The sequence below is a fragment of the Microcystis sp. Msp_OC_L_20101000_S702 genome, from assembly GCF_007095705.1.
Lineage (GTDB): Bacteria > Cyanobacteriota > Cyanobacteriia > Cyanobacteriales > Microcystaceae > Microcystis > Microcystis ichthyoblabe_A.
In genome coordinates this window covers 1-21091 of the sequence record NZ_SFBO01000187.1, presented here as the reverse complement: position 1 = coordinate 21091, position 21091 = coordinate 1, and the positions used below count along the sequence as shown (strand labels likewise).

30 protein-coding genes and 1 pseudogene are annotated in these 21091 nt (G+C 47.2%); 30 read left to right on the top strand and 1 reads right to left on the bottom strand.

The annotated features are described in order from the left end of the window. The first annotated feature begins 203 nt into the window (after nucleotides 1-203). Nucleotides 204-500 carry a YkvA family protein gene (locus EWV60_RS19495; RefSeq protein ID WP_002771024.1) on the top strand — a complete coding sequence of 99 codons (297 nt, stop codon included), beginning with the start codon at nucleotides 204-206 and terminating at the stop codon, nucleotides 498-500. 37 nt (nucleotides 501-537) lie between these two features. On the opposite strand, the gene EWV60_RS19490 is transcribed toward EWV60_RS19495, so the two are convergent. After that, nucleotides 538-1197 carry a phosphoribosyltransferase gene (locus tag EWV60_RS19490; RefSeq protein WP_287234136.1) on the bottom strand — a complete coding sequence of 220 codons (660 nt, stop codon included), beginning with the start codon at nucleotides 1195-1197 and terminating at the stop codon, nucleotides 538-540. Between the two features lie 198 nt (nucleotides 1198-1395). Between EWV60_RS19490 and EWV60_RS19485 the strand changes: the two are divergent. The 29 genes and pseudogenes from EWV60_RS19485 to EWV60_RS19345 all read left to right on the top strand — a co-directional run bounded on the left by EWV60_RS19485 (nucleotide 1396) and on the right by EWV60_RS19345 (nucleotide 20824). After that, nucleotides 1396-1881 (top strand): annotated as a pseudogene (locus tag EWV60_RS19485) (DUF4079 domain-containing protein). Between the two features lie 183 nt (nucleotides 1882-2064). Then, nucleotides 2065-2403, top strand: coding sequence for a P-II family nitrogen regulator (locus tag EWV60_RS19480; protein WP_002746593.1), 339 nt, complete (start codon nucleotides 2065-2067; stop codon nucleotides 2401-2403). Nucleotides 2404-3222: 819 nt separating this feature from the next. Beyond that, complete coding sequence (gene rplC / locus EWV60_RS19475) at nucleotides 3223-3861, top strand: 50S ribosomal protein L3 (RefSeq protein ID WP_002734589.1); 639 nt, start codon at nucleotides 3223-3225, stop codon at nucleotides 3859-3861. Between the two features lie 20 nt (nucleotides 3862-3881). Then, nucleotides 3882-4514, top strand: coding sequence for a 50S ribosomal protein L4 (gene rplD, locus EWV60_RS19470; RefSeq protein WP_002732765.1), 633 nt, complete (start codon nucleotides 3882-3884; stop codon nucleotides 4512-4514). Continuing rightward, nucleotides 4504-4809: a 50S ribosomal protein L23 gene (locus tag EWV60_RS19465; RefSeq protein ID WP_002753910.1), complete on the top strand. Its 306-nt coding sequence runs from the start codon at nucleotides 4504-4506 to the stop codon at nucleotides 4807-4809. The genes rplD and EWV60_RS19465 overlap by 11 nt, the downstream gene beginning before the upstream one ends. 33 nt (nucleotides 4810-4842) lie before the next feature. Beyond that, nucleotides 4843-5676, top strand: coding sequence for a 50S ribosomal protein L2 (gene rplB, locus EWV60_RS19460; RefSeq protein WP_002753909.1), 834 nt, complete (start codon nucleotides 4843-4845; stop codon nucleotides 5674-5676). Between the two features lie 30 nt (nucleotides 5677-5706). Beyond that, nucleotides 5707-5988 carry a 30S ribosomal protein S19 gene (gene rpsS, locus EWV60_RS19455; protein ID WP_002753908.1) on the top strand — a complete coding sequence of 94 codons (282 nt, stop codon included), beginning with the start codon at nucleotides 5707-5709 and terminating at the stop codon, nucleotides 5986-5988. Nucleotides 5989-6142: 154 nt separating this feature from the next. Next, nucleotides 6143-6502 (top strand): 50S ribosomal protein L22, encoded by a 360-nt coding sequence (gene rplV, locus EWV60_RS19450; protein ID WP_002746605.1) that lies wholly within the window; start codon nucleotides 6143-6145, stop codon nucleotides 6500-6502. A 23-nt stretch (nucleotides 6503-6525) separates the two neighbouring features. Next, on the top strand, nucleotides 6526-7254 hold the full coding sequence (rpsC, locus tag EWV60_RS19445; protein ID WP_002733683.1) for a 30S ribosomal protein S3: 729 nt from the start codon (nucleotides 6526-6528) through the stop codon (nucleotides 7252-7254). Nucleotides 7255-7284: 30 nt separating this feature from the next. Then, nucleotides 7285-7704, top strand: a complete 420-nt coding sequence (gene rplP / locus EWV60_RS19440) for a 50S ribosomal protein L16 (protein WP_002734310.1) — start codon at nucleotides 7285-7287, stop codon at nucleotides 7702-7704. Continuing rightward, nucleotides 7704-7922: a 50S ribosomal protein L29 gene (gene rpmC / locus EWV60_RS19435; protein WP_002746608.1), complete on the top strand. Its 219-nt coding sequence runs from the start codon at nucleotides 7704-7706 to the stop codon at nucleotides 7920-7922. The genes rplP and rpmC overlap by 1 nt, the downstream gene beginning before the upstream one ends. Before the next feature lie 6 nt (nucleotides 7923-7928). Beyond that, complete coding sequence (rpsQ, locus tag EWV60_RS19430) at nucleotides 7929-8171, top strand: 30S ribosomal protein S17 (RefSeq protein WP_002734070.1); 243 nt, start codon at nucleotides 7929-7931, stop codon at nucleotides 8169-8171. Nucleotides 8172-8191: 20 nt separating this feature from the next. Continuing rightward, the gene (gene rplN, locus EWV60_RS19425) at nucleotides 8192-8560 is read left to right on the top strand and encodes a 50S ribosomal protein L14 (RefSeq protein ID WP_002732358.1); all 369 of its coding nucleotides are present in this window, start codon (nucleotides 8192-8194) and stop codon (nucleotides 8558-8560) included. 72 nt (nucleotides 8561-8632) lie between these two features. Continuing rightward, on the top strand, nucleotides 8633-8986 hold the full coding sequence (gene rplX / locus EWV60_RS19420; RefSeq protein WP_002777681.1) for a 50S ribosomal protein L24: 354 nt from the start codon (nucleotides 8633-8635) through the stop codon (nucleotides 8984-8986). Between the two features lie 54 nt (nucleotides 8987-9040). Next, nucleotides 9041-9580: a 50S ribosomal protein L5 gene (rplE, locus tag EWV60_RS19415; RefSeq protein ID WP_002734750.1), complete on the top strand. Its 540-nt coding sequence runs from the start codon at nucleotides 9041-9043 to the stop codon at nucleotides 9578-9580. Between the two features lie 201 nt (nucleotides 9581-9781). Continuing rightward, the gene (gene rpsH, locus EWV60_RS19410; protein WP_002734721.1) at nucleotides 9782-10183 is read left to right on the top strand and encodes a 30S ribosomal protein S8; all 402 of its coding nucleotides are present in this window, start codon (nucleotides 9782-9784) and stop codon (nucleotides 10181-10183) included. A gap of 104 nt (nucleotides 10184-10287) precedes the next feature. Continuing rightward, nucleotides 10288-10857: a 50S ribosomal protein L6 gene (rplF, locus tag EWV60_RS19405; protein WP_002794624.1), complete on the top strand. Its 570-nt coding sequence runs from the start codon at nucleotides 10288-10290 to the stop codon at nucleotides 10855-10857. A gap of 3 nt (nucleotides 10858-10860) precedes the next feature. Beyond that, entirely contained in the window at nucleotides 10861-11223 is a 363-nt protein-coding gene (gene rplR / locus EWV60_RS19400; RefSeq protein ID WP_002733383.1) for a 50S ribosomal protein L18, read from the top strand. A gap of 26 nt (nucleotides 11224-11249) precedes the next feature. Then, complete coding sequence (rpsE, locus tag EWV60_RS19395; protein ID WP_002733669.1) at nucleotides 11250-11771, top strand: 30S ribosomal protein S5; 522 nt, start codon at nucleotides 11250-11252, stop codon at nucleotides 11769-11771. A 10-nt stretch (nucleotides 11772-11781) separates the two neighbouring features. Continuing rightward, nucleotides 11782-12225 (top strand): 50S ribosomal protein L15, encoded by a 444-nt coding sequence (rplO, locus tag EWV60_RS19390; protein WP_287234131.1) that lies wholly within the window; start codon nucleotides 11782-11784, stop codon nucleotides 12223-12225. 235 nt (nucleotides 12226-12460) lie between these two features. Next, complete coding sequence (secY, locus tag EWV60_RS19385; protein ID WP_002753894.1) at nucleotides 12461-13780, top strand: preprotein translocase subunit SecY; 1320 nt, start codon at nucleotides 12461-12463, stop codon at nucleotides 13778-13780. 70 nt (nucleotides 13781-13850) lie between these two features. Next, nucleotides 13851-14417 carry an adenylate kinase gene (locus EWV60_RS19380; RefSeq protein ID WP_287234129.1) on the top strand — a complete coding sequence of 189 codons (567 nt, stop codon included), beginning with the start codon at nucleotides 13851-13853 and terminating at the stop codon, nucleotides 14415-14417. A gap of 607 nt (nucleotides 14418-15024) precedes the next feature. Continuing rightward, the gene (gene glmS / locus EWV60_RS19375; RefSeq protein ID WP_287234127.1) at nucleotides 15025-16926 is read left to right on the top strand and encodes a glutamine--fructose-6-phosphate transaminase (isomerizing); all 1902 of its coding nucleotides are present in this window, start codon (nucleotides 15025-15027) and stop codon (nucleotides 16924-16926) included. A gap of 66 nt (nucleotides 16927-16992) precedes the next feature. Continuing rightward, nucleotides 16993-17289, top strand: a complete 297-nt coding sequence (locus tag EWV60_RS19370) for a hypothetical protein (protein WP_287234126.1) — start codon at nucleotides 16993-16995, stop codon at nucleotides 17287-17289. Continuing rightward, entirely contained in the window at nucleotides 17280-17519 is a 240-nt protein-coding gene (locus EWV60_RS19365; RefSeq protein ID WP_002794713.1) for a DUF2283 domain-containing protein, read from the top strand. Before EWV60_RS19370 ends, EWV60_RS19365 begins: the two co-directional genes overlap by 10 nt. 566 nt (nucleotides 17520-18085) lie before the next feature. Further along, a complete protein-coding gene (locus EWV60_RS19360) occupies nucleotides 18086-19573 on the top strand; it encodes a type I restriction-modification system subunit M (protein ID WP_287234124.1) in 1488 nt (495 codons plus the stop codon). A gap of 3 nt (nucleotides 19574-19576) precedes the next feature. After that, nucleotides 19577-19900 (top strand): nucleotidyltransferase domain-containing protein, encoded by a 324-nt coding sequence (locus tag EWV60_RS19355; protein ID WP_002750888.1) that lies wholly within the window; start codon nucleotides 19577-19579, stop codon nucleotides 19898-19900. A gap of 284 nt (nucleotides 19901-20184) precedes the next feature. Next, nucleotides 20185-20493 carry a nucleotidyltransferase family protein gene (locus EWV60_RS19350; protein WP_002750887.1) on the top strand — a complete coding sequence of 103 codons (309 nt, stop codon included), beginning with the start codon at nucleotides 20185-20187 and terminating at the stop codon, nucleotides 20491-20493. Continuing rightward, the gene (locus tag EWV60_RS19345; protein WP_287234121.1) at nucleotides 20477-20824 is read left to right on the top strand and encodes a HepT-like ribonuclease domain-containing protein; all 348 of its coding nucleotides are present in this window, start codon (nucleotides 20477-20479) and stop codon (nucleotides 20822-20824) included. Before EWV60_RS19350 ends, EWV60_RS19345 begins: the two co-directional genes overlap by 17 nt. The last annotated feature ends 267 nt before the right edge of the window (nucleotides 20825-21091 follow it).

The following is a 21091-nucleotide window of genomic DNA, read 5'->3' as shown; positions in this document are numbered from 1 at the left end:
ATAGGTGATAAGGATGCCACTATCTCCCCTCTTAAGCATCCAGTAATAATACTTCAGGCTCATCCCTAAAGGTGAATTTTCTTCTGGGCTTTTTTAGTGGATAATTAGCGGGGATAACCCTACATAATGGGTGTAAAACCGCACTATCAGCCCCAAGGGGAACCTGACAAAATTAAACTATCGCAGTCAACGAGGACAAATTAATGAAACCGATTGTTGAATCTTTTTACAACTGGTACAGCAGCAAAATTACTCACCCTAAATATCGTTGGATTATCATTCTGGGAACTATGGTTTATCTGTTTAGTCCCCTCGATATTTCTCCTGACGTTTTCCCGATTATTGGTTGGATCGATGATGGGATCGTCCTCACCCTTTTAACCACGGAATTATCGCGATTAGTTCTTGATTATCGCACTCGCCGTCCGGGAGGAGTTAAGAATCAAACCGAAGTTTCTTCCCCAACCAATACCGTTGATACCGATGCTGTGGAATTCTGAATTCAGGAGATTGCTGTTATTTATTCTCCCCATCTCCCTAAACTGAAATCAAAGAACTATCGACGCTGGCTAAAAGTGTTTGCACCTCCTCATCGCTGGTTTGGGAAAAGTCCTCGTACCAAAGAGAAATTGATCTCAATTCGTAGGGTTTATGTAGGCAAATTACTCGATCAACTAATTTTTCTAATTGATCACAGACCTCCGGCGGGGCAACAGGAACAGCAATAATAATAGCATCGGGATTTTCAGCCTTAAGGGTCAGAATCGCCGCTTTAATCGTTGCTCCCGTAGCGATACCATCATCTACTAGAATAATCGTTTTTCCCGTCACGTCCGGAAAGGGGCGTTCACCTCGATATAAACGATCACGTCGCTCTAATTCGATCATTTCTTCCTTTGCTACCCTTTCCATCATCGCCTCCGATAGGTGCAAGTCTTCAACGACACTTTCATTGATTACCCGCACCCCATTCTGACCGATCGCCCCAAAAGCTAACTCTTTGCGCTCCGGTACACCTAATTTTCGCACCAAACACAGATCTAGCGGTAAATGTAACCTTTGGGCAATTTCAAAGGCGATCGGAACCCCACCCCGGGGCAAAGCCAACACCAGCGCTCTAGCACTATTGGTATATTCTGTCAAGTAAATAGCTAATAGTCTCCCAGCCGACCGCCGATCTTTGAGCAGATAAGTCATAATGCCCTCCTAGGAGTTAATCCCCATGGGGATCCCTAGTTTCCCCTGCCTTTATTCTATATTTCTCCGCTCATCTCTAGCTGAAATGTTAAGAAATTTAGCGAAGGATTGACATTTTTTCGGCTAACCGCAGTTTTTCCAGGTCGGAGATCGGCTAAAATCTTAGGCAAAAGGGTTTTGTAAAGTTAGGTAACAAACATGAATCAAAGTTTAAGTGATGCGCTACAGCCGATCGCCGCTGCCTTTCGCAGTCTCGGAACTCCCGAACCGATCGTTCATTGGGGACATCCAGTCATGATGGGGATCGTGGTTTTAGTTATGGGTAGTTATACCGCTTATGCCGGTTAGCAAAGCCGTTTAAGCCAAGATGGGGAAGTAGTAGCCAAAAATCGGACTGATCACCGCAAACTCGCCCCTTAGCTGTTTTTATTTATCACTCTCGGTTACACCGGCGGTATTTTATCCCTAGTCATGCAGAAACATCCCATCCTCGAAAGCAGCCATTTCTGGACAGGATCGATCGCCATCGGTTTATTAGCTTTCAATGGATTATTGTCCCTCACTGGCTTCGCTGGCGGGAAAAAAGAACTTTTCCGGACTGTTCACGCCTATATCGGCAGTATTGCCCTAATTTTACTGCTAGTTCATGGTGTTTTTGGTCTTCAGTTAGGATTATCTCTCTAGTTGGTTTATTCATGGCTTCGGGTGGGCCAATTCCCACCCAGAAATTTTTCACCACAGAAGACTGTGGCCAAGGCCAATAATTGAAGAAATCATGACTTTAAGCGCTATTGTCGGGATTCTGCGTTTAGAATTAACAGTTAATTCACCAAGAAGGTATCGTCACGCAACGAGGAGATAGATATTTTGAAGAAAGTAGAAGCGATTATCCGACCCTTTAAACTGGAAGAGGTGAAAATCGCCCTAGTTAACGCGGGCATTGTCGGCATGACTGTCTCCGAAGTTAGAGGTTTCGGTCGTCAGAAAGGTCAATCGGAACGTTATCGCGGTTCCGAGTACACCGTCGAATTTCTCCAAAAACTCAAGATCGAGATCGTCGTCGAAGATAAGCAAGTCGATATGGTCGTCGATAAGCTGATTTCGGCAGCCCGTACCGGTGAAATCGGAGACGGTAAAATCTTTATCTCCCCCGTGGAACAGATCGTCCGCATCCGTACCGGAGAAAAAGACCTGCAAGCGATTTAACCTCCAAACAAGGGATGATAGTACAATGCTGTCATCCCCCCCCATTGAAACTAATCCCCATCAAGCAGTGTAACCTAATTTGATAGCGACCACCAACGACCGATTCCCCCAAACCAAAACTTTGTACCTCACCATTAAGATAAATACTATAATTGCAATCTGCTGAATATCAGTTTAAGCCTTGCTATAAAAGAGTTTTGCGAATTTTTTGGCTAAAAAAGTGCCAGAAACCTGAAGGGATGACAAGCAGATTGAAAGTGAGACAGGGTGTGGGGGATAGGGAAAAACCTTGAGACTTTCCCCGCAATGAAGACGAGAGAATTAAGTTAATCAATTTCAAGGGTGACAGCGAGGAGATTTTCCCAAAAAACCACAGGCTAGACCCTGCACCCAGCCTAGACTTCAACCTCATTGTCCCCCCTTCCTTCAGCCAGACTAGATAGGATCATTGCCGGTGACTGAAAAAACCTCTTGCCTAAAAAGTCACAAATGTTATATAATGTTTGATCGTGGCCAAAATCGGTCTTAGGTGGTGCTAAAGGCACTACTGAGCAGAGCCGCCTTGGTCGCTCGGTCTTCGCCGGGATACTGAAGATAAACCCTTTAAGTCCCCAAGAAACAAAGACCAGCAACAATCTAGGCAGAACCAGCAACCCTGTCTAGTCCTACTTACGAATTTAACGGGATGCCAGCTTAAATAACTCCAAAAAAGTCATTCAAGTTGGGCAGGCTGATAAAGCGGGAAAGATTTTTCTCGCTCCTATAGCCACGGCCACGTTATTTTTGATTGTCGTCTAGTAAAGATAAAGAGAACAATCCGTGTCTATCGGTATCCTCGGTACAAAACTGGGCATGACCCAAATCTTCGACAACAAAACGGGAGTCGCCATTCCCGTCACCGTCGTTCAAGCCGGTCCGTGTCCCGTCACCCAAGTCAAAACTAAAAAAACCGACGGTTATGAATCCATTCAAGTGGGATACAAAACCGTCAAAGAAAAAGCCCTCAACAAACCGCTACTCGGTCATTTAGCCAAAGCCGGTGTCTCCCCCCTGCGGCATTTAATCGAATACCGCCTCGAGGACGCATCCGCCTACACTTTAGGCCAAGAAATTACCGCCGCTATCTTCCAAGAGGGCGATTTAGTCGATGTGGCTGGAACCACCATCGGACGAGGTTTCTCCGGCTATCAAAAACGCCATAACTTCAAGCGCGGTAACATGACCCACGGTTCCAAAAACCACCGTCTCCCCGGTTCCACCGGTGCCGGTACTACCCCCGGCCGGGTTTTCCCGGGTAAGAGAATGGCCGGACAATACGGAGCCACCCAAGTGACCATCCGCAAACTGTCCGTGGTCAAAATCGATAGCGAACGCAACCTGATCCTGATCAAAGGAGCCGTCCCGGGTAAACCAGGAACCCTGTTAAACATCACCCCCGCCAAGAAATTTGGTAAATAGGGCAAGGAAAGATTAAAGCCATGGTTAACTACACAGTCAAAAATTGGCAAGGGGAAGAAGCGGGAACAGGCACCCTGGAACTGAAAACCGCTAAACCCGAAACCGCCAAACATCTAATTCACCGCGTCGTCGTCAGCCATCTAGCGGCGGCCCGCCAAGGTAATGCCTCCAGCAAAACCCGCTCGGAAGTGCGCGGCGGTGGTCGCAAACCCTGGCGGCAAAAAGGCACCGGTCGGGCCCGGGCCGGTTCGATCCGTTCTCCCCTCTGGCGTGGTGGCGGTGTCATATTCGGACCAAAACCGAGAGATTTTGAGGTTAAGGTCAATCGCAAAGAGAAAAGATTAGCCCTGAGAACCGCTTTGATCAGCCAGGCCGATAACTTTATCGTGGTTGAAAGCTTCGCCGAACAATTCTCCCAACCCAAAACCAAAGAACTCACCGCCGCCTTAAGTCGCTGGGGAGCCAGTCCAGAGGAAAAAATTCTGCTGATTTTGACGGAAATTCCCGAAAATGTCTATTTATCGGGACGTAATATCTGCAATCTCAAAATTATTCGCGCCGATAGTCTCAACGTCTATGATGTCATCCTAGCCGATCGAGTTATCGCCACCGCCGCAGCCCTAGCTAAAATTGAGGAGGTCTATGGTGCTTAGAACTGAAGCCAGACAACTCGCCGATCTGATCCTAAAGCCGATCGTGACCGAGAAAGCCACCCTACTCCTAGAACAAAATAAATACGTCTTCGATGTCGCATTGAAAGCGACCAAGCCGGAAATTCAAGCGGCGATCGAATTGCTATTTGACGTAAAAGTAACGAAAGTGAACACCAGCCGCCCCTCTCGTCAGAAAAAACGCGTCGGCCGTTTCCTCGGTTACAAACCCCAATACAAACGCGCGATCGTGACCCTAGCAGCTGGCGACTCGATCGCCCTCTATCCTGACGTATAACCACCAAGAAACCCGATAACGGAAAACTAAACTATGGGTATTCGTTCTTTTAGACCTTTAACCCCCGGGACAAGGCAGGCGGCCATCTCCGACTTTAAGGAGATCACCAAAACCGAACCGGAAAAGTCCCTAACTCATCGCAAACACAGCAAACAAGGGCGTAATAATCGCGGTGTCGTTACCAGTCGTCACCGGGGCGGCGGCCATAAGCGCCTCTACCGGATTATCGATTTTCGTCGCGATAAACGGGATATTCCCGCCACAGTAGCGGCGATCGAGTACGATCCTAACCGTAACGCCCGCATTGCCCTGCTTTTCTACAAAGACGGGGAAAAACGCTACATCATCGCCCCCGCCGGTTTAGGCGTTGGTGATACCGTCATCGCCGGGGAAAACGCTCCCTTCGAGGTCGGTAATGCCCTACCCTTAAGTCGCATCCCCCTAGGGACAGAAGTTCATAACATCGAACTCGTTCCTGGTCGCGGTGGTCAAATGGTGCGGGCTGCTGGTGGTTTCGCCCAAGTGGTAGCGAAAGAAGGCGATTACGTTACCATCCGCCTCCCCTCCAAAGAAGTACGCATGATCCGGCGTGAATGCTACGCCACCATCGGAAAAGTCGGTAACGCCGAAGCGAGAAACATCAGTCTCGGTAAAGCCGGCCGTACCCGTCACCGCGGTCAACGCCCCCATGTTCGGGGTAGCGTCATGAACCCAGTCGATCACCCGCATGGAGGTGGAGAGGGTCGCGCTCCGATCGGACGTTCCGGCCCGATGACTCCCTGGGGTAAACCCGCCCTCGGCCGCAAAACTCGCAACAAGAAAAAACGCAGTAGCGATCTGATCGTGCGCCGTCGTACCCAGAGTTAGAAACTATTACTTTACTTTTGACTGAAAATTATGGGTCGTTCACTGAAAAAGGGGCCATTTGTCGCCGGCCACCTGATGGAAAAAATCGAAAAACTCAACGCCCAGGGCAGTAAACAAGTGATTAAAACTTGGTCCCGGGCCTCGACAATCATTCCCGATATGGTCGGTCACACGATCGCCGTTCACAACGGCAAACAGCACGTTCCCGTCTATGTTTCCGAGCAGATGGTCGGTCATAAACTCGGTGAATTCGCTCCCACCCGCACCTTCCGTGGCCACGCCAAGAGCGACAAAAAAGCAGGACGGAAATAGACCGGTGGGCGGTAATCTTAAGACCGTCAAGCCCCCGGTCAGCGTTCAGATAACTATGAGATGGTGGGTTACGGCGACTAGATAAATTAATAACTAAGTCTTATAAGTTGTCGTCGCCTAACCCACCCTACCTAACTGATAACTGATAACTGAAATGACCATCGATACCTCTAACGAAGTCAAAGCGATCGCCCGCTATATTCGGATGTCACCCCTGAAAGTCAGACGGGTACTCGATCAGATCCGCGGTCGCTCCTATCGGGAAGCCCTAATTATTCTCGAATTTATGCCCTACCGGGCCTGTGATCCGATTCTCAAAGTCCTGCGTTCCGCCGTTGCCAACGCCGAAAATAACGAAGGACTCGATCCCGCCACTTTGGTGGTTAGCCAAGCCTTTGCCGATGGCGGACCGACCCTAAAACGTTTTCGACCCCGGGCCCAAGGCCGCGCCTACCAAATTCGCAAACCCACCTGTCATATCACCGTCGCCGTCGCTCCTAGCAACAAAGACTAATCACCTTAACTAAAAAAACCACAATGGGACAAAAAATCCATCCCCTCGGTTTTCGTCTCGGCGTTATCAAAGATCACAAATCTTGCTGGTATGCCGACGCGAAACGTTACCCCGAATTAGTGCAAGAAGATCGCCGCATTCGTGAATACGTCGAGAAAAACCTCGCTAATGCCGGTATCGCCGATATTCGCATCGAACGTAAGGCCGATCAAGTAGATATTTCCATCCATACCGCTCGCCCCGGGGTCGTCGTCGGTCGTGGTGGTACGGGAATCGAACAGCTGCGCCTAGGTTTGCAAAAAGCCCTCGGTGGCCAGCGTCAAATTCGTATTAACGTCATCGAAGTGGCTCGCGTTGATGCCGATGCCAATCTGATCGCCGAATACATAGCCCAACAACTAGAAAGACGGGTTTCCTTCCGTCGTGTGGTGCGGCAAGCTATCCAACGGGCGCAAAGGGCTGAAGTCAAAGGGATCAAAATTCAAGTTAGCGGCCGTCTCAACGGGGCAGAAATCGCTCGGACTGAATGGGTGCGGGAAGGACGAGTTCCCCTGCATACCCTGCGGGCCGATATCGATTACTCCTATAAAACCGCCAGCACCATCTACGGGATTCTAGGGGTGAAAGTTTGGATCTTTAAGGGCGAAATTATCCCCGGCCAAGAAGAAATTGCCGCCGCCGTTCCCGCTCAAGCACCGCGCCGTCAACAGCGTCGTCGTCAACAGTTTGAAGATCGCTCTAGCGAAGGCTGATCCCTAATATTTATCAGTGGTAAATAGCTCATGTTAAGTCCCAAAAGAACAAAATTCCGCAAACAACAGCGCGGACGGATGCGCGGGCTGGCCACCGGCGGAAATACGATTAATTTCGGCGATTTCGCCCTGCAAGCCACCGAACCCTGTTGGATTACTTCCCGTCAAATCGAAGCCGCCAGACGGGCAATGACTCGTTATATCCGTCGGGGTGGCAAAATCTGGATCCGCGTTTTTCCTGATAAACCCGTCACCCAACGGGCTGCAGAAACTCGGATGGGTTCCGGGAAAGGTTCCCCCGAATTCTGGGTGGCCGTGGTTAAACCGGGGTTCATTATGTTTGAGATTGCTGGGGTAGCCGAACCGGTAGCTCGGGAAGCAATGCGCCTAGCCGCCCAAAAATTACCGATTAAGACCAAATTTATCACTCGCGAGGAGGATTTTGTCTAATGGCCCTACCGAAAATCGCCGAAGTGAGGAAGATGAGTGATGACGACATCGCCGACGCTATCCTCGATGCCAAAAAGAAACTGTTTGAATTGCGTTTGCAGCAGGCCACCCGCCGATTGGAAAAAACCCACGAATTCAAACACACCCGCCACCGTCTCGGCCAATTATTGACCGTAGAACGGGAGCGCCAACTAGCCCAGTCCACCCCGGAGGCATAACCCGTTATGGCAGTTAAAGAAAGAGTTGGGGTAGTGGTCAGCGACAAAATGGATAAAACCGTAGTGGTAGCCATTGAAAACCGCTCTCCTCACCCTAAATACGGCAAAATCGTCGTAAAAACCCAGAAATTTAAGGCTCACGACGCAGAAAATCAAGCCAAACAAGGCGATCGAGTTCGCATTCGTGAAACCCGCCCCCTCAGTAAAACCAAACGTTGGGAAGTGGCGGAAATATTAACCGATAGTTAAATTTCACCTAGGTAAAAACCGTGATTCAACAACAAACCTACTTAAATGTCGCTGACAATAGCGGGGCGCGGAAACTAATGTGTCTGCGGGTGCTGGGAACAGGTAACTGTACCTACGGTGGCATCGGTGACAAAATTATCGCCGTGGTTAAGGACGCTATCCCCAATATGCCCGTGAAAAAATCCGATGTGGTCACTGCGGTGATTGTGCGGACCCGTCAAACCGTCCGTCGCGATAGTGGCATGAGCATCCGTTTTGATGATAACGCCGCCGTGATTATTAATAATGACGGTAATCCCAAAGGTACGCGGGTTTTTGGTCCGGTCGCTCGGGAATTGCGCGATAAAAACTACACCAAAATTGTTTCCTTAGCCCCAGAAGTTCTCTGATCAAAGTGAAAAGTACCAAGGCAATTGGCTGATGGCTAGTCTAAAACTTTTCACACTTTGAGGTCAAAAAAAATGAGTAAGAAAAACATTCAAACCCCGCCCCAAAGGCAAAAAATGCACGTTAAAAAAGGGGATGTCGTTCAAGTAATCGCCGGTTCCGATAAGGGCAAAGTGGGCGAAATTTTACGCGCTTTACCCCAAGAAAGTACCGTGGTGGTCAAGGGAGTTAATATCCGCACCAAACATACTAAACCCCAACAGGAAGGAGAATCGGGTCAAATCCTTACCTACGAGGCACCGATTCACAGTTCCAAAGTGATGCTTTATTCCGAGAAGAAAAAAATCGCCAGTCGGGTGGGTTATACCTTTACCGAAGACGGTCGGAAAGTGCGGATACTGAAGAAAACTGGCGAAATTATCGATTAGTTTCCCATCAATTCTAGTTCCTGACCAAGCCCAGGAAAAGCAAGCAGCAAAACTATGAGCCAAAAACTAAAAACCACCTATCAAGAAACCATTGTTCCTAAACTGAAAGAACAATTTGGTTATACCAATATCCACCAAGTACCTAAAGTTATCAAAATTACTGTTAACCGCGGTCTTGGGGAAGCTTCACAAAACGCCAAAGCTTTGGAGTCTTCCAAGGAGGAACTGTCCACCATCACCGGACAACAACCGGTAGTGACTAGAGCTAAAAAAGCGATCGCTGGCTTTAAAATCCGCGAAGGAATGCCCGTGGGTGTCATGGTGACATTGCGCGGCGATCGAATGTACGCTTTTTTAGACCGTCTCATTAATCTGGCCTTACCACGCATTCGCGACTTTCGCGGTATCAGCGGTAACAGTTTTGATGGTCGTGGTAACTACAGTTTAGGCATTCGTGAACAGTTGATCTTCCCTGAAATTGAATACGACAAAATCGATCAAATTCGCGGGATGGACATCTCAATCATCACCACCGCTAAAAACGACGAAGAAGGACGCGCCCTCCTCAAAGAGATGGGAATGCCCTTTAGATAAATCAATCAAGAGAAAAGTAAACAGTGACCAGTAAATAAGTGAACAGTGAACAGCAAACAGTAAACAGTAAACAGTGATTCAGTCAAAAGACAGCAGGAAACTGCTATTTAATACTACTCACTTAATACTCAAATCTGATAACTGATAACTGATAACTGACCACTGATGTTGATCCCAATTTAGGAGAAAAACAGGTAATTCATGTCTGCTAACGATACCATCTCGGATATGCTGACCCGCATCCGTAACGCTTGCGCGGTTCGGCAGACCACTACTCAAATTCCCACCACGCGGATGACGCGCAGTATTGCCCAAGTTCTCAAGGACGAAGGCTTTATTGCTGACTTTGAGGAAGTGGGTGAGGGGATTAAATCTCAATTAGTTCTTTCCCTCAAATATAAAGGCAAAAACCGTCAACCGATCATTACTACCCTCACCAGAGTCAGTAAACCGGGCCTGCGAGTTTATTCCAACAGTAAAGACTTACCGCGCGTCCTCGGTGGCATTGGCATCGCCATTGTTTCTACCTCTAAAGGCATTATGACCGATCGCGAAGCGCGTAAACAAAACGTTGGCGGCGAAGTCCTTTGCTACATCTGGTAAACAAGGATAAGCTATCAGCCGTCAGCCTTTCCAAGTTTAAACCTGATAGCTGACCCACTGATAACTCTTCCCTGATAACTGATAACTGATAACTGATAACTGTTATGTCTCGTATTGGCAAACGCCCGATTCCTATTCCCAATAAAGTCACCGTCGATATCGATGGTGCTACCGTGACGGTGAAAGGACCTAAAGGAACTCTCCAGAGAACCCTACCCACCGCCGTCGCCATCGACAAAGATGGCGAAACCCTGCTCGTTACCCGTCAAGACGATTCGCGTACCGCCAGAGAACGCCACGGACTCTGTAGAACTCTAGTAGCCAACATGGTGGAAGGAGTTGCTACTGGTTTTCAAAAACGCCTCGATATCCAAGGGGTGGGCTACCGCGCCCAGGCGCAGGGTAGTAAATTAGTTCTTAATGTTGGTTACAGTAAACCCGTGGAGATGGAGATGCCCGATGGTGTTTCCGTCGCCGTAGAAAACAACACCCAAGTTATCGTCAGTGGCATCGACAAAGAAGCGGTCGGTAACATTGCCGCTAAAATCCGCGAAGTTCGTCCCCCCGAACCTTATAAAGGAAAAGGGATTCGCTATCTTGGTGAAGTTGTCCGTCGCAAAGTTGGTAAAGCTGGCGGTAAAGGCGCTAAAGGCGGTAAAGGAGGTAAAAAATAAAGCATGAAACTTAGTCGCAAAGAATCAGTCCGTCGTCGTCACCAGCGTGTGCGTCGCAAAATTAATGGCACTGCTGAACGTCCCCGTTTATCCGTATTTCGTTCTAATAACCACATCTACGCCCAAATTATCGACGACGTAGCCCAACACACCCTCGCTGCCGCTTCTACCCTAGAGGCCACCTTGCGCGGGGAATTGGCATCCACCGCTACCCAAGAAGCATCGGCTGCCGTGGGTAAACTGGTGGCCCAACGGGCCCTAGACAAAGGCATTGAACAAGTGGTTTTTGATCGCGGTGGCAATCTCTATCACGGTCGCGTCAAAGCCTTAGCAGAAGCGGCTCGGTCAGCCGGCTTAAACTTCTAAAATATCCTTTCAACACTGATAAAACTATGGCAAAACGTCGCAAAGGCAACCGCGAAAAAGAAAAAGAAACCACTTGGCAAGAGCGGGTTATCCAGATCCGCCGGGTTAGTAAAGTGGTTAAGGGTGGTAAAAAACTCAGCTTCCGGGCTATCGTCGTGGTCGGTAATGAAAACGGCCAGGTGGGAGTGGGAGTCGGCAAAGCAGGAGACGTTATCGGGGCCGTCCGTAAAGGCGTGGCCGATGGCAAAAAACAACTAATTGAAGTCTCCTTAACTAAGGCTAGTTCTATCACTCACCTCACCCGGGGTGCTTCCGGAGGCGCTCAAGTGATTATGCGTCCGGCTGCTCCGGGGACTGGGGTTATTGCCGGGGGTGCTGTCCGTACCGTTTTAGAATTGGCTGGGGTAAAAAATATCCTCGCTAAACAACTCGGTAGCGATAACCCCCTCAATAACGCTAGAGCCGCCGTTAACGCCCTGGAAACTCTCCGCACTTTCTCGGAAGTTGCTAAGGATCGAGGCGTATCTATAGAACATTTGTACACATAGAGAAATCACCATGAAACTCCACGAAATCGCCCCCCAACCGGGGTCAACTAAACGCCGTCGTCGTGTGGGACGGGGTGTCTCGGCCGGCCAGGGCGCTAGTTGCGGTCTGGGAATGCGCGGACAAAAATCTCGCTCTGGGACAGGGACTCGCCCCGGTTTTGAGGGGGGACAAATGCCCCTCTATCGTCGGGTGCCGAAATTAAAGCATTTTCCTTTGGTTAACCCCCGTCAATACACGATCGTTAATCTGAAAAAATTAGCTTCTTTACCCGGTAATACGGAAGTTACCTTGGAAAGTCTCCTAAAAGCTAACATTCTCACCAGCAACGACGGCCCTTTAAAAGTTCTGGGTGATGGTGAAATTACCGTTCCCCTCAAGGTGAAGGCCGCCGCTTTTAGCAATAGTGCTAAAGAGAAAATTACCGCCGCTCAAGGTACTTGGGAAGAGATATAAATTTCCCAGCAGATTAGGAGACAGGAGGCAGGAGACAGGAGACAGGAGGCAAAAGGCAAAAGGCAAAAGGCAAAGGGCAGCTTTGTTCTCCCCACACCCCACACCCTAACACCCAATCCCCAAGACCGGATTGCTATATCATAAGAAACACAGGGGAAATCTTAAAAAAATCGAGAAAGTTTTCCCCCTCGATTACTTTTTCCCATAAAAAAAACTGCACTAGAGGTAACTGTTAATGGTCGTCAGTCGTGATAAGGCTCCCACGGCACAGGAAACGTTTATGCAAATGGCACAAGCGGCCGGTTTACGCGGTCGCTTGTTGATTACATTGGGTTTACTGGTTCTGCTCCGTTTTGGGATGTTTGTACCGATCCCCGGTTTGGATCGGGCAAGATTAGCAGAAATTATTCAAAGTAACGCCGCTTTGGGAATCCTTGACCTGTTTACTGGGGGAGGATTATCGACGTTAGGGATTTTTGCCCTCGGCATTCTTCCCTATATCAACGCCTCAATTATCGTGCAACTACTCACCGCGGCCCTTCCTTCTTTGGAAGATTTACAGAAAAATGAAGGAGAGGCAGGACGGCGAAAAATTGCCCAAATTACCCGTTATATTGCCTTTGCTTGGTCAATTATTCAAAGTATCGGTATTACTCTCGGTTTATTGGTGGCTAACGGCGTTGTGGCTGGAACTTTACCCTCGATCGCCGCTACGGTTCTCGCTTTAGTGGCCGGTTCTATGTTCGTGATGTGGATTTCGGAACTGATTACGGAACGCGGTCTGGGAAATGGAGCATCTTTGCTGATTTTTGTCAACATTGTCGCTGTTTTACCAAAAACCCTCGGTGATACGATTACTTTTGCTCAACAGGGTGGCCGACAAGCGATCGCTCAAGTGGTGATTCTCTTGCTGGTTTTCTTGGTGATGATTATCGGCATTGTTTTTGTTCAGGAGGGAACCCGTCGGATTCCGATTGTTTCTGCCCGTCGTCAAGTGGGTCGTCGTCTCTATCGGGAAAGAACCAGTTATCTACCCCTACGACTCAATCAAGGGGGCGTGATGCCGATTATTTTCGCCTCTGCAGTGTTGGTCTTACCTTTCCAATTGGTGCAAGCTTTACCCACGGATAACCCCGTCGGTCAGGTTTTAGTCCAGCTGGTTAATGCCCTGCGTCCCGATAGTTGGGGTTATGTGGCTTTTTATAGCTTACTAATTCTCGGTTTTAGTTTCTTCTACGCTTCCCTGATCGTTAACCCCAAGGATATGTCCCAAAACCTGAAAAAAATGGGGACCAGTATTCCGGGGATTCGACCGGGAACCGCTACTACTAATTATCTGGAAGGGGTGCTGAATCGTCTCACCCTTTTGGGCGCTCTCTTTTTAAGTTTGGTGGCTACTGTGCCGACTGTAGTAGAAAGCGCCACCGGTGTCACCACTTTTCGCGGTTTGGGGGCAACTTCCCTATTAATTCTGGTGGGGGTGGCGATCGATACGGCGAAACAAATTCAAACCTATGTCATCTCTCAACGCTATGAGGGCATGATTAAACAGTAGTTAGATAGTCAGCCAGTGACCTTTTAGCGGTTACTGGTTGTTTTTTCCCTTAAAACCCTATATTTAATCCATGAGCAAACGGATCGGTGTGATATTTTTGGGACCGCCCGGATCGGGAAAAGGGACCCAAGCGGCAAAATTAGCGGAATCTCTGACGATTCCCCATATTTCTACTGGTGAAATTTTACGTCAAGCAATTACAGAGAAGACAGAACTTGGTCAGCAAGCACAAGCTTATGTGGAAAAGGGCGAATTAGTCCCCGATGAGTTGTTATTGGGTTTAATTCAGGAACGTTTAAAACAGCCTGACAGTGCTAAGGGTTGGATTCTTGATGGGTTTCCCCGCACGGTGGCACAGGCGAGCTTTTTAGACGCATTACTGGAAGAATTGGCCGATAGTTACACATTTGTGGTTAATTTGGCTGTACCAGGTACGGTCTTAATTGAGCGTCTCATGCAACGGGGTCGTCAAGATGATACTAAAGAAACGATCGCCCGTCGCCTACAGGTTTATATCGACCAAACTGCCCCCGTTTTAGATTATTACGGTCAAAAGGGGACTCTTAACCATATCGACGGTAATCAACCGATGGACGCGGTTACTGCCGCTCTAACAGCAGTTGTGACTCCTGTTTAAAGTTTCCCTCAGTCAGTAATCAGTTATCAGTTATCAGTAATCAGTAATCAGTCAGTAAAAATTACCACTTTTTATAAGTTTTTTATATCAAACAAGCTTTAATAGTTGAGAATATTTAAATTTACATTTCGCAATATTTATCTTTTCTTAAGAATTTATTGAAAATAATTCTCATTTGTTTACAAGGTTGCAATACTTCCAGCGATTATGGTATAATTTCGCAGTATGAAATGATAGGTTTTTCTGTGCTTTTTAGGGTTTTAGCTATCTGTTGATCCTGAAAACCCTTGCTAAATCTACACTCACCTATTCAGCAACAGCAATAAATGGCAGTTAAAGAGCCTTTTTTAAGCCCACCCGTTGATCAATTAATTGTGTAGTTTTGTTGCAAAGAGAAAGTTTTTTTGACAAAAAGAACAAAGTGTGCTGCTGAGTGATCTATATTGCTTTTATTTGTTCTCCCCACACCCTACACCCCACACCCCACACCCTAATCTCCTAGAAGGGAAACTTTGCCGTTACCCCTGCGTCTTGGGCCTCTAAGCAAACAAGTGTCACGCTTGCGATAGAATAGATCGGACTTAGCCTAAATGGGGTCAGCGAAAGAATGTGCGGAATTGTTGGCTATATCGGAACCCAAACAGCGATCGATATTCTCCTAGCTGGTTTGGAACGTTTAGAATATCGGGGTTATGATTCGGCAGGGATTGCCACAATTCTCGAAGGTGAATTACATCGAGTCCGCGCCCAGGGAAAACTCTACAATCTGCGAGAAAAATTAGAACAGGAAGTTAATCCCTCCCAAATTGGCATCGGTCACACCCGTTGGGCAACCCACGGCAAACCCATAGAAAGTAATGCCCATCCCCACACCGATAACAGTCAACGGGTGGCAGTGGTACAGAATGGCATTGTCGAAAATTTTCAGGCATTAAGAACAGAATTAAAGGGGAAAGGCTGTATATTTGACTCGGAAACCGACACAGAAGTTATTCCCCATCTAATCGCCAGTTATCTACCCAAACCTAGCGATGAAGAATACTTGGGGGTGAGTCCTTTCCTCAAGGCAGTTTTAAGGGCAATTGAACGTTTAGAGGGGGCCTTTGCCCTAGCGGTGATTAGTCCCGATTATCCCGATGAATTGATTGTCGTGCGGCAACACGCCCCTTTAATCATCGGTTTCGGTCAAGGGGAGTTTTTCTGTGCCTCCGATGTCAGTGCTTTGGTTCCCCATACCCGGGCAGTGCTGTCCTTGGATAATGGCGAAATCGCTCGGTTAACACCCTTGGGAGTAGAAATTTATAATTTTGAGGGAAAAAGAGTCCGTAAAAGCCCCAGAGTCCTCGATTGGAGTCCGACAACCGTAGAAAAACAGGGTTATCGTCACTTCATGCTCAAGGAAATCTACGAACAACCCGGAGTGGTGCGCGACTGTTTAGGGACCTATCTGCATCCCCATTGGACAGCACAAAATGGGGATAATGTCAACCCGATAAATATTAATTTTTCTGAGGAAATTTACGAAAATTTAGAACATATTCAGATTTTAGCCTGTGGAACCAGTTGGCACGCTAGTTTAGTCGGTAAATACTTGATTGAGCAGTTGGCAGGTATTCCCACAAGAGTACAGTACGCCTCGGAATTTCGCTATGCACCCACCCCCCTGATGCCCAATACTTTAACTATCGGGGTGACACAATCGGGGGAAACAGCCGACACTTTAGCGGCTTTGGAAACGGAAAAACAGCGTCGTTTAGGATTAGAAAAAAAATATCAGGCCCGGATTATCGGGATTACTAATCGCCCCGAAAGTACCCTAGCACAAATGGTCGATCAGATTATTAATACCCAAGCGGGGATCGAAATCGGGGTGGCGGCAACTAAGAGTTTTACCGCCCAGTTATTGGGTTTTTATCTCTTAGCTTTGGATTTATCCTATCGTCGTCAAACTCTGTCTTTAGAGAGAATCGAGGAAATTATTAATCAAATGCGATCGCTGCCAAGATCGATCGAAACTGTCTTAGAAACACAGGAAAAAGCGATCGAAGAATTGGCCCATGAATTTAATGACACCCAGGACTTTATTTTCTTGGGACGGGGGATTAATTTCCCCATTGCCTTAGAAGGGGCCTTAAAACTCAAAGAAATCAGTTATATTCATGCGGAAGGCTATCCAGCCGGAGAAATGAAACACGGACCAATCGCGCTTTTAGATGCAAAAGTTCCCGTAGTAGCGATTGCGATGCCGGGGGTAGTTTATGATAAGGTTCTCTCCAATGCACAGGAAGCAAAAGCCAGGGATGCGCGGTTATTGGGAGTAGTTGCTGACAGCGATACGGAAGCACCAAAAGTCTTTAATGATTTGTTGTATGTGCCGGAAGTTGAGGAATTATTATCGCCAATTTTAACAGTAATTCCCCTACAATTGCTCTCCTATCATATCGCGTACCGTCGCGGTTTAGATGTGGATCAGCCGCGCAATTTAGCCAAAAGTGTCACGGTGGAATAAGATTCGGTTGGGTTGAAAGTCTGGTTTCAAGGTCTATTTACACTGAATCGGAACCTATGAATCTTTATGCATGCGACTTCTCAGAATGGGGTTTTAATTCGTCTGACAGAGGAGAGATGGAAACACATTATCAGTGGACATAGTGAATTAGTATCGTATCAAGCGGAGATATTGGAAACCATTCGCCATCCTGAGAAAATCCTAGTAGGAAACCATCAGGAATTGTTGGCAGTTAAACAAATAGTTTCTGGAAAATATCTAATCGTTATTTATCGGGAATTATCAGAGGGGGGATTTATTATTACTGCTTATTTAACCCGTCGTCTTCGTGAATTAACCAAGAGGCAACAAATATGGCCATAACTAGCATTAATATTCAATCCTATCTTAACTTCGCCAAGATGATTCACGCTCTGCCTCAGCAAGATTTTTGGACAGCTTATGATGCAAAAGCAGATGTTTTGTATATTAATTTTCATCAACCATCTTTACCTGCGGATGATAGCGAATTAACAGATAATGATGTGATTATTCGTTATCAAGGGGATAAGATCATTGGTTTAAGTATTCTCAATGTTAGTAAAATCCAATGATGCTAAGTAGCTGGTTATAATTAAATTAAAAATGGATTTTAGGTTCGATCCCCCCTTAATCCCCCCTTGATAAGGGGGGTGCGGATCCCCCCTTAATCCCCCCTCCTTAATAAGGGGGGTGCCGATCCCCCCTTAGTCCCCCCTTGATAAGGGGGGTGCCGATCCCCCCTTAGTCCCCCCTTGATAAGGGGGGTGCGGCTCCCCCCTTAATCCCCCCTTAATAAGGGGGGTGCCGATCCCCCCTTAATCCCCCCTTAATAAGGGGGGCATCTGATAATTTTTAACGCCTACCTACTTATAGATAGGGTTGGCTGCATATCAGTAGAAGCTTGGCTAGAAAAGGCTTTAATTAGTGATTGCAAAGCGATCGCTAGGCAAGATTGCCAGATAAAATTGAGAAACTGAGCTATATAGGAGCGATCGATCTTTGTGTCCTTTGTGTCTTTGTGGTTCGTTCCACCCCCTAGCCAGTTTTAGAATATATTTTACCCAGAAAACCCAAGAAAACCCCCAATTTTTAGTACAATATTACTGCAATATTAAAAGCAGTGAACAAATAAACAGCGATGATCACCGGCGAATTAAAATCCAAAATAGATAAACTTTGGACAACCTTCTGGAATAACGGCATTAGTAACCCGCTTTCGGTAATCGAGCAGATTTCCTATTTACTCTTTATCAAGCGCCTAGATGACCTAGAACTAGCTAAGGAGCGTAAATCGCAAAGATTAGGCGAAAACCTCGAAAATCCCACCTTTTCCCCCAGCCAACAGCATATCCGTTGGTCCCACTTCAAAAATATCGATGATGCCGAGACAATGCTCCAGATTGTCCGGGATGAAGCGTTTCCCTTTATCAAAGATTTGGGGCAATTGTCCAAGGGTAGCACCTACGCTAAACACATGAAGGACGCGGTGTTTCTCATCGCGTCTCCGGCGCTGCTGGGGACAGTAATCGAGCAAATTGAAAAAATCCCGATGGAGGATCGGGACACCAAAGGCGACCTTTACGAGTATATGCTCTCGAAACTGAGTACAGCCGGGACTAACGGACAGTTTCGCACACCGCGCCATATTATCAAAATGATGGTGGAGTTATTAGCGCCGGGACCCCGGGAGGTTATCTGTGATCCGGCCTGTGGCACAGGAGGCTTTTTAGTAGCGGCTGCCGAGTATGTGCGGGAGTTAAAGGACAGCGAGGGGGGACGTTTGCTCCATGAACGCGGCAACCTAGAGCATTTCAATAACCAAATGTTCCACGGTTTTGATTTCGATGGGACGATGTTACGCATCGGCAGCATGAACCTGATGTTACACGGTATCGAGCAGCCGATTATCGAGGCCCGGGATTCCCTATCGGAGGACCACGCCGGGGTAGAGGATAGTTTTACCATGATTCTGGCTAATCCACCGTTTAAGGGTTCGGTGCAGAAGTCCACTATTGCCAAGGATTTATCGAAAATCATTGACACCACTAAAACCGAGTTATTATTCATGGCCCTGTTTTTGCGCTTGCTGAAGACGGGGGGAAAAGGTGCGGTAATTGTGCCGGATGGGGTGCTATTTGGCTCGTCCAAGGCCCATAAGGACATCCGCACCATCTTGGTAGAAGAACATAAGCTAGAGGGGGTGATATCGATGCCGTCGGGGGTGTTTAAACCTTACGCGGGGGTATCTACCGCAATCCTGATTTTTACGAAGCTGGGGGTAAGGGAAAAGGGGACTGACTTCGTTTGGTTTTATGACATGGTGGCGGATGGTTTCTCTCTCGATGATAAGCGCCAACCGATTGCCGATAATGATATCCCAGACTTGCTGCGCTGTTGGCAGCAACGCGACTCCGCTAAGGATACCAATCGCCAAGGTAAGGCGTTTTTTGTGCCTCGCGAGGAGATTCAGGCCAATGCTTATGATCTATCAATTAACCGCTATAAGGAGATAGAGTACGAGGAAGTGAGCTATGAGCCGCCGAAGGTGATTTTACAGAAGTTAAGGGCTTTAGAGGCTGATATTCGTCAGGATTTGGACGCATTAGAGGAGATGTTAGGAGATTAGGAGATGAAAAATCTACAGCTAGAGGTTATTCTGCGGGAGATAAAAGATTATTTCCATCTGCTCTATCAAAACCAATTACAGAAAATCGTCCTTTACGGTTCCCAAGCACGGGAAGATGGACGGGAAGATTCTGATATCGATCTTTTGGTCATTCTTTCTGGTGTGGTGGATCCTTATCAGGAAATTGACCGCACGAGTGAATTTATCGCTAGGCTTTGCCTTGATTATAATGTGGTTGTTTCCCGTCATTTTATCTCTGCGGCAAAGTTCCAGAGCGGAGATAATCCATTTCTTGACAATATACGGCGCGAAGGGGTTACGCTATGAGCGATGATTGCATTGGTAGTTTTGCTCAACCGAAAGGATATTTGATTTATGCTGAGAAATAAGATTTGTCGGCATTTAGATTCCAAGAGAGTGGTGGGTTACGCTATCGCTAACCCACCCTACCCATTGAAGGGAGAAGAGTTCATAGTAGGGTGGGTTAGACGGCAACAATCTAGGCGTTAAAGTCAATCTAACAATCCGTCGTAACCCACCGCTTTAGTCAACCGAAAGGATGTTTGATTTATGCTGAGAAATAAGATTTGTCGGCATTTAGAGGGGATGTGATGACTGTAACGACAAAGCAACAGGTAATTAGTCTGCTAGAGCAAAATCAAGCCGAATTACGGCGATTGGGAGTTAGTCGCTGTGGTTTGTTCGGATCTTTTCGGACAGAGCAGACGACAGAGAAGAGCGATGTGGATATTTTGGTGGTGTTTCAACCCGGGATGAAGACGTTTAATAATTTTATGGATTTATGTTTCTTTTTGGAGGACTTGTTTGGTCGGAGTGTGGATCTGGTTACACCTGAGTCGTTGAGTCCTTTTTTTGGACAACGAATTCTCGATGAGGTGGAATATGTCCCGTTCTCCTAAAGACTATTTGCAACATATTTTACAGGAGACGGCGTTTATTTTGGAGCATTCTCAAGGGCTAACCCAAGATGCTTTTTTCAAGGATGAACTGCTGAAAAGGGCTTTTGTGAGAAGTCTGGAGATTATTGGAGAAGCGTCTAAAAATTTGCCAGATGAGTTTAGGCAAAGAAACCCGCAGGTACCTTGGAGAGGAATGGCAGGAATGCGAGATAGATTGATCCATGTCTATTTTGGAGTTGATTATGAGGTTGTTTGGGATGTGATTGTCAATCAAATTTCTGGCTTGCATCAGGAAGTTAAACGATTGATCAATGAGCATCAAAGTCAATGATCTGGTAGGGTGGGTTAGACGGCAACAATCTAGGCGTTAAAGTCAATCTAACAATCCGTCGTAACCCACCGCTTTAGTCCACCGAAAGGATATTTGATTTATGCTGAGAAATAAGATTGATCAGGTTTTGGAGAGGATGTGATGACTAGAATAAAAGCGCCATTCGATCCCCCCCAACCCCCCTTAAAAAGGGGGGAGAAGAGTTCATAGTAGGGTGGGTTAGACGGCAACAATCTAGGCGTTAAAGTCAATCTAACAATCCGTCGT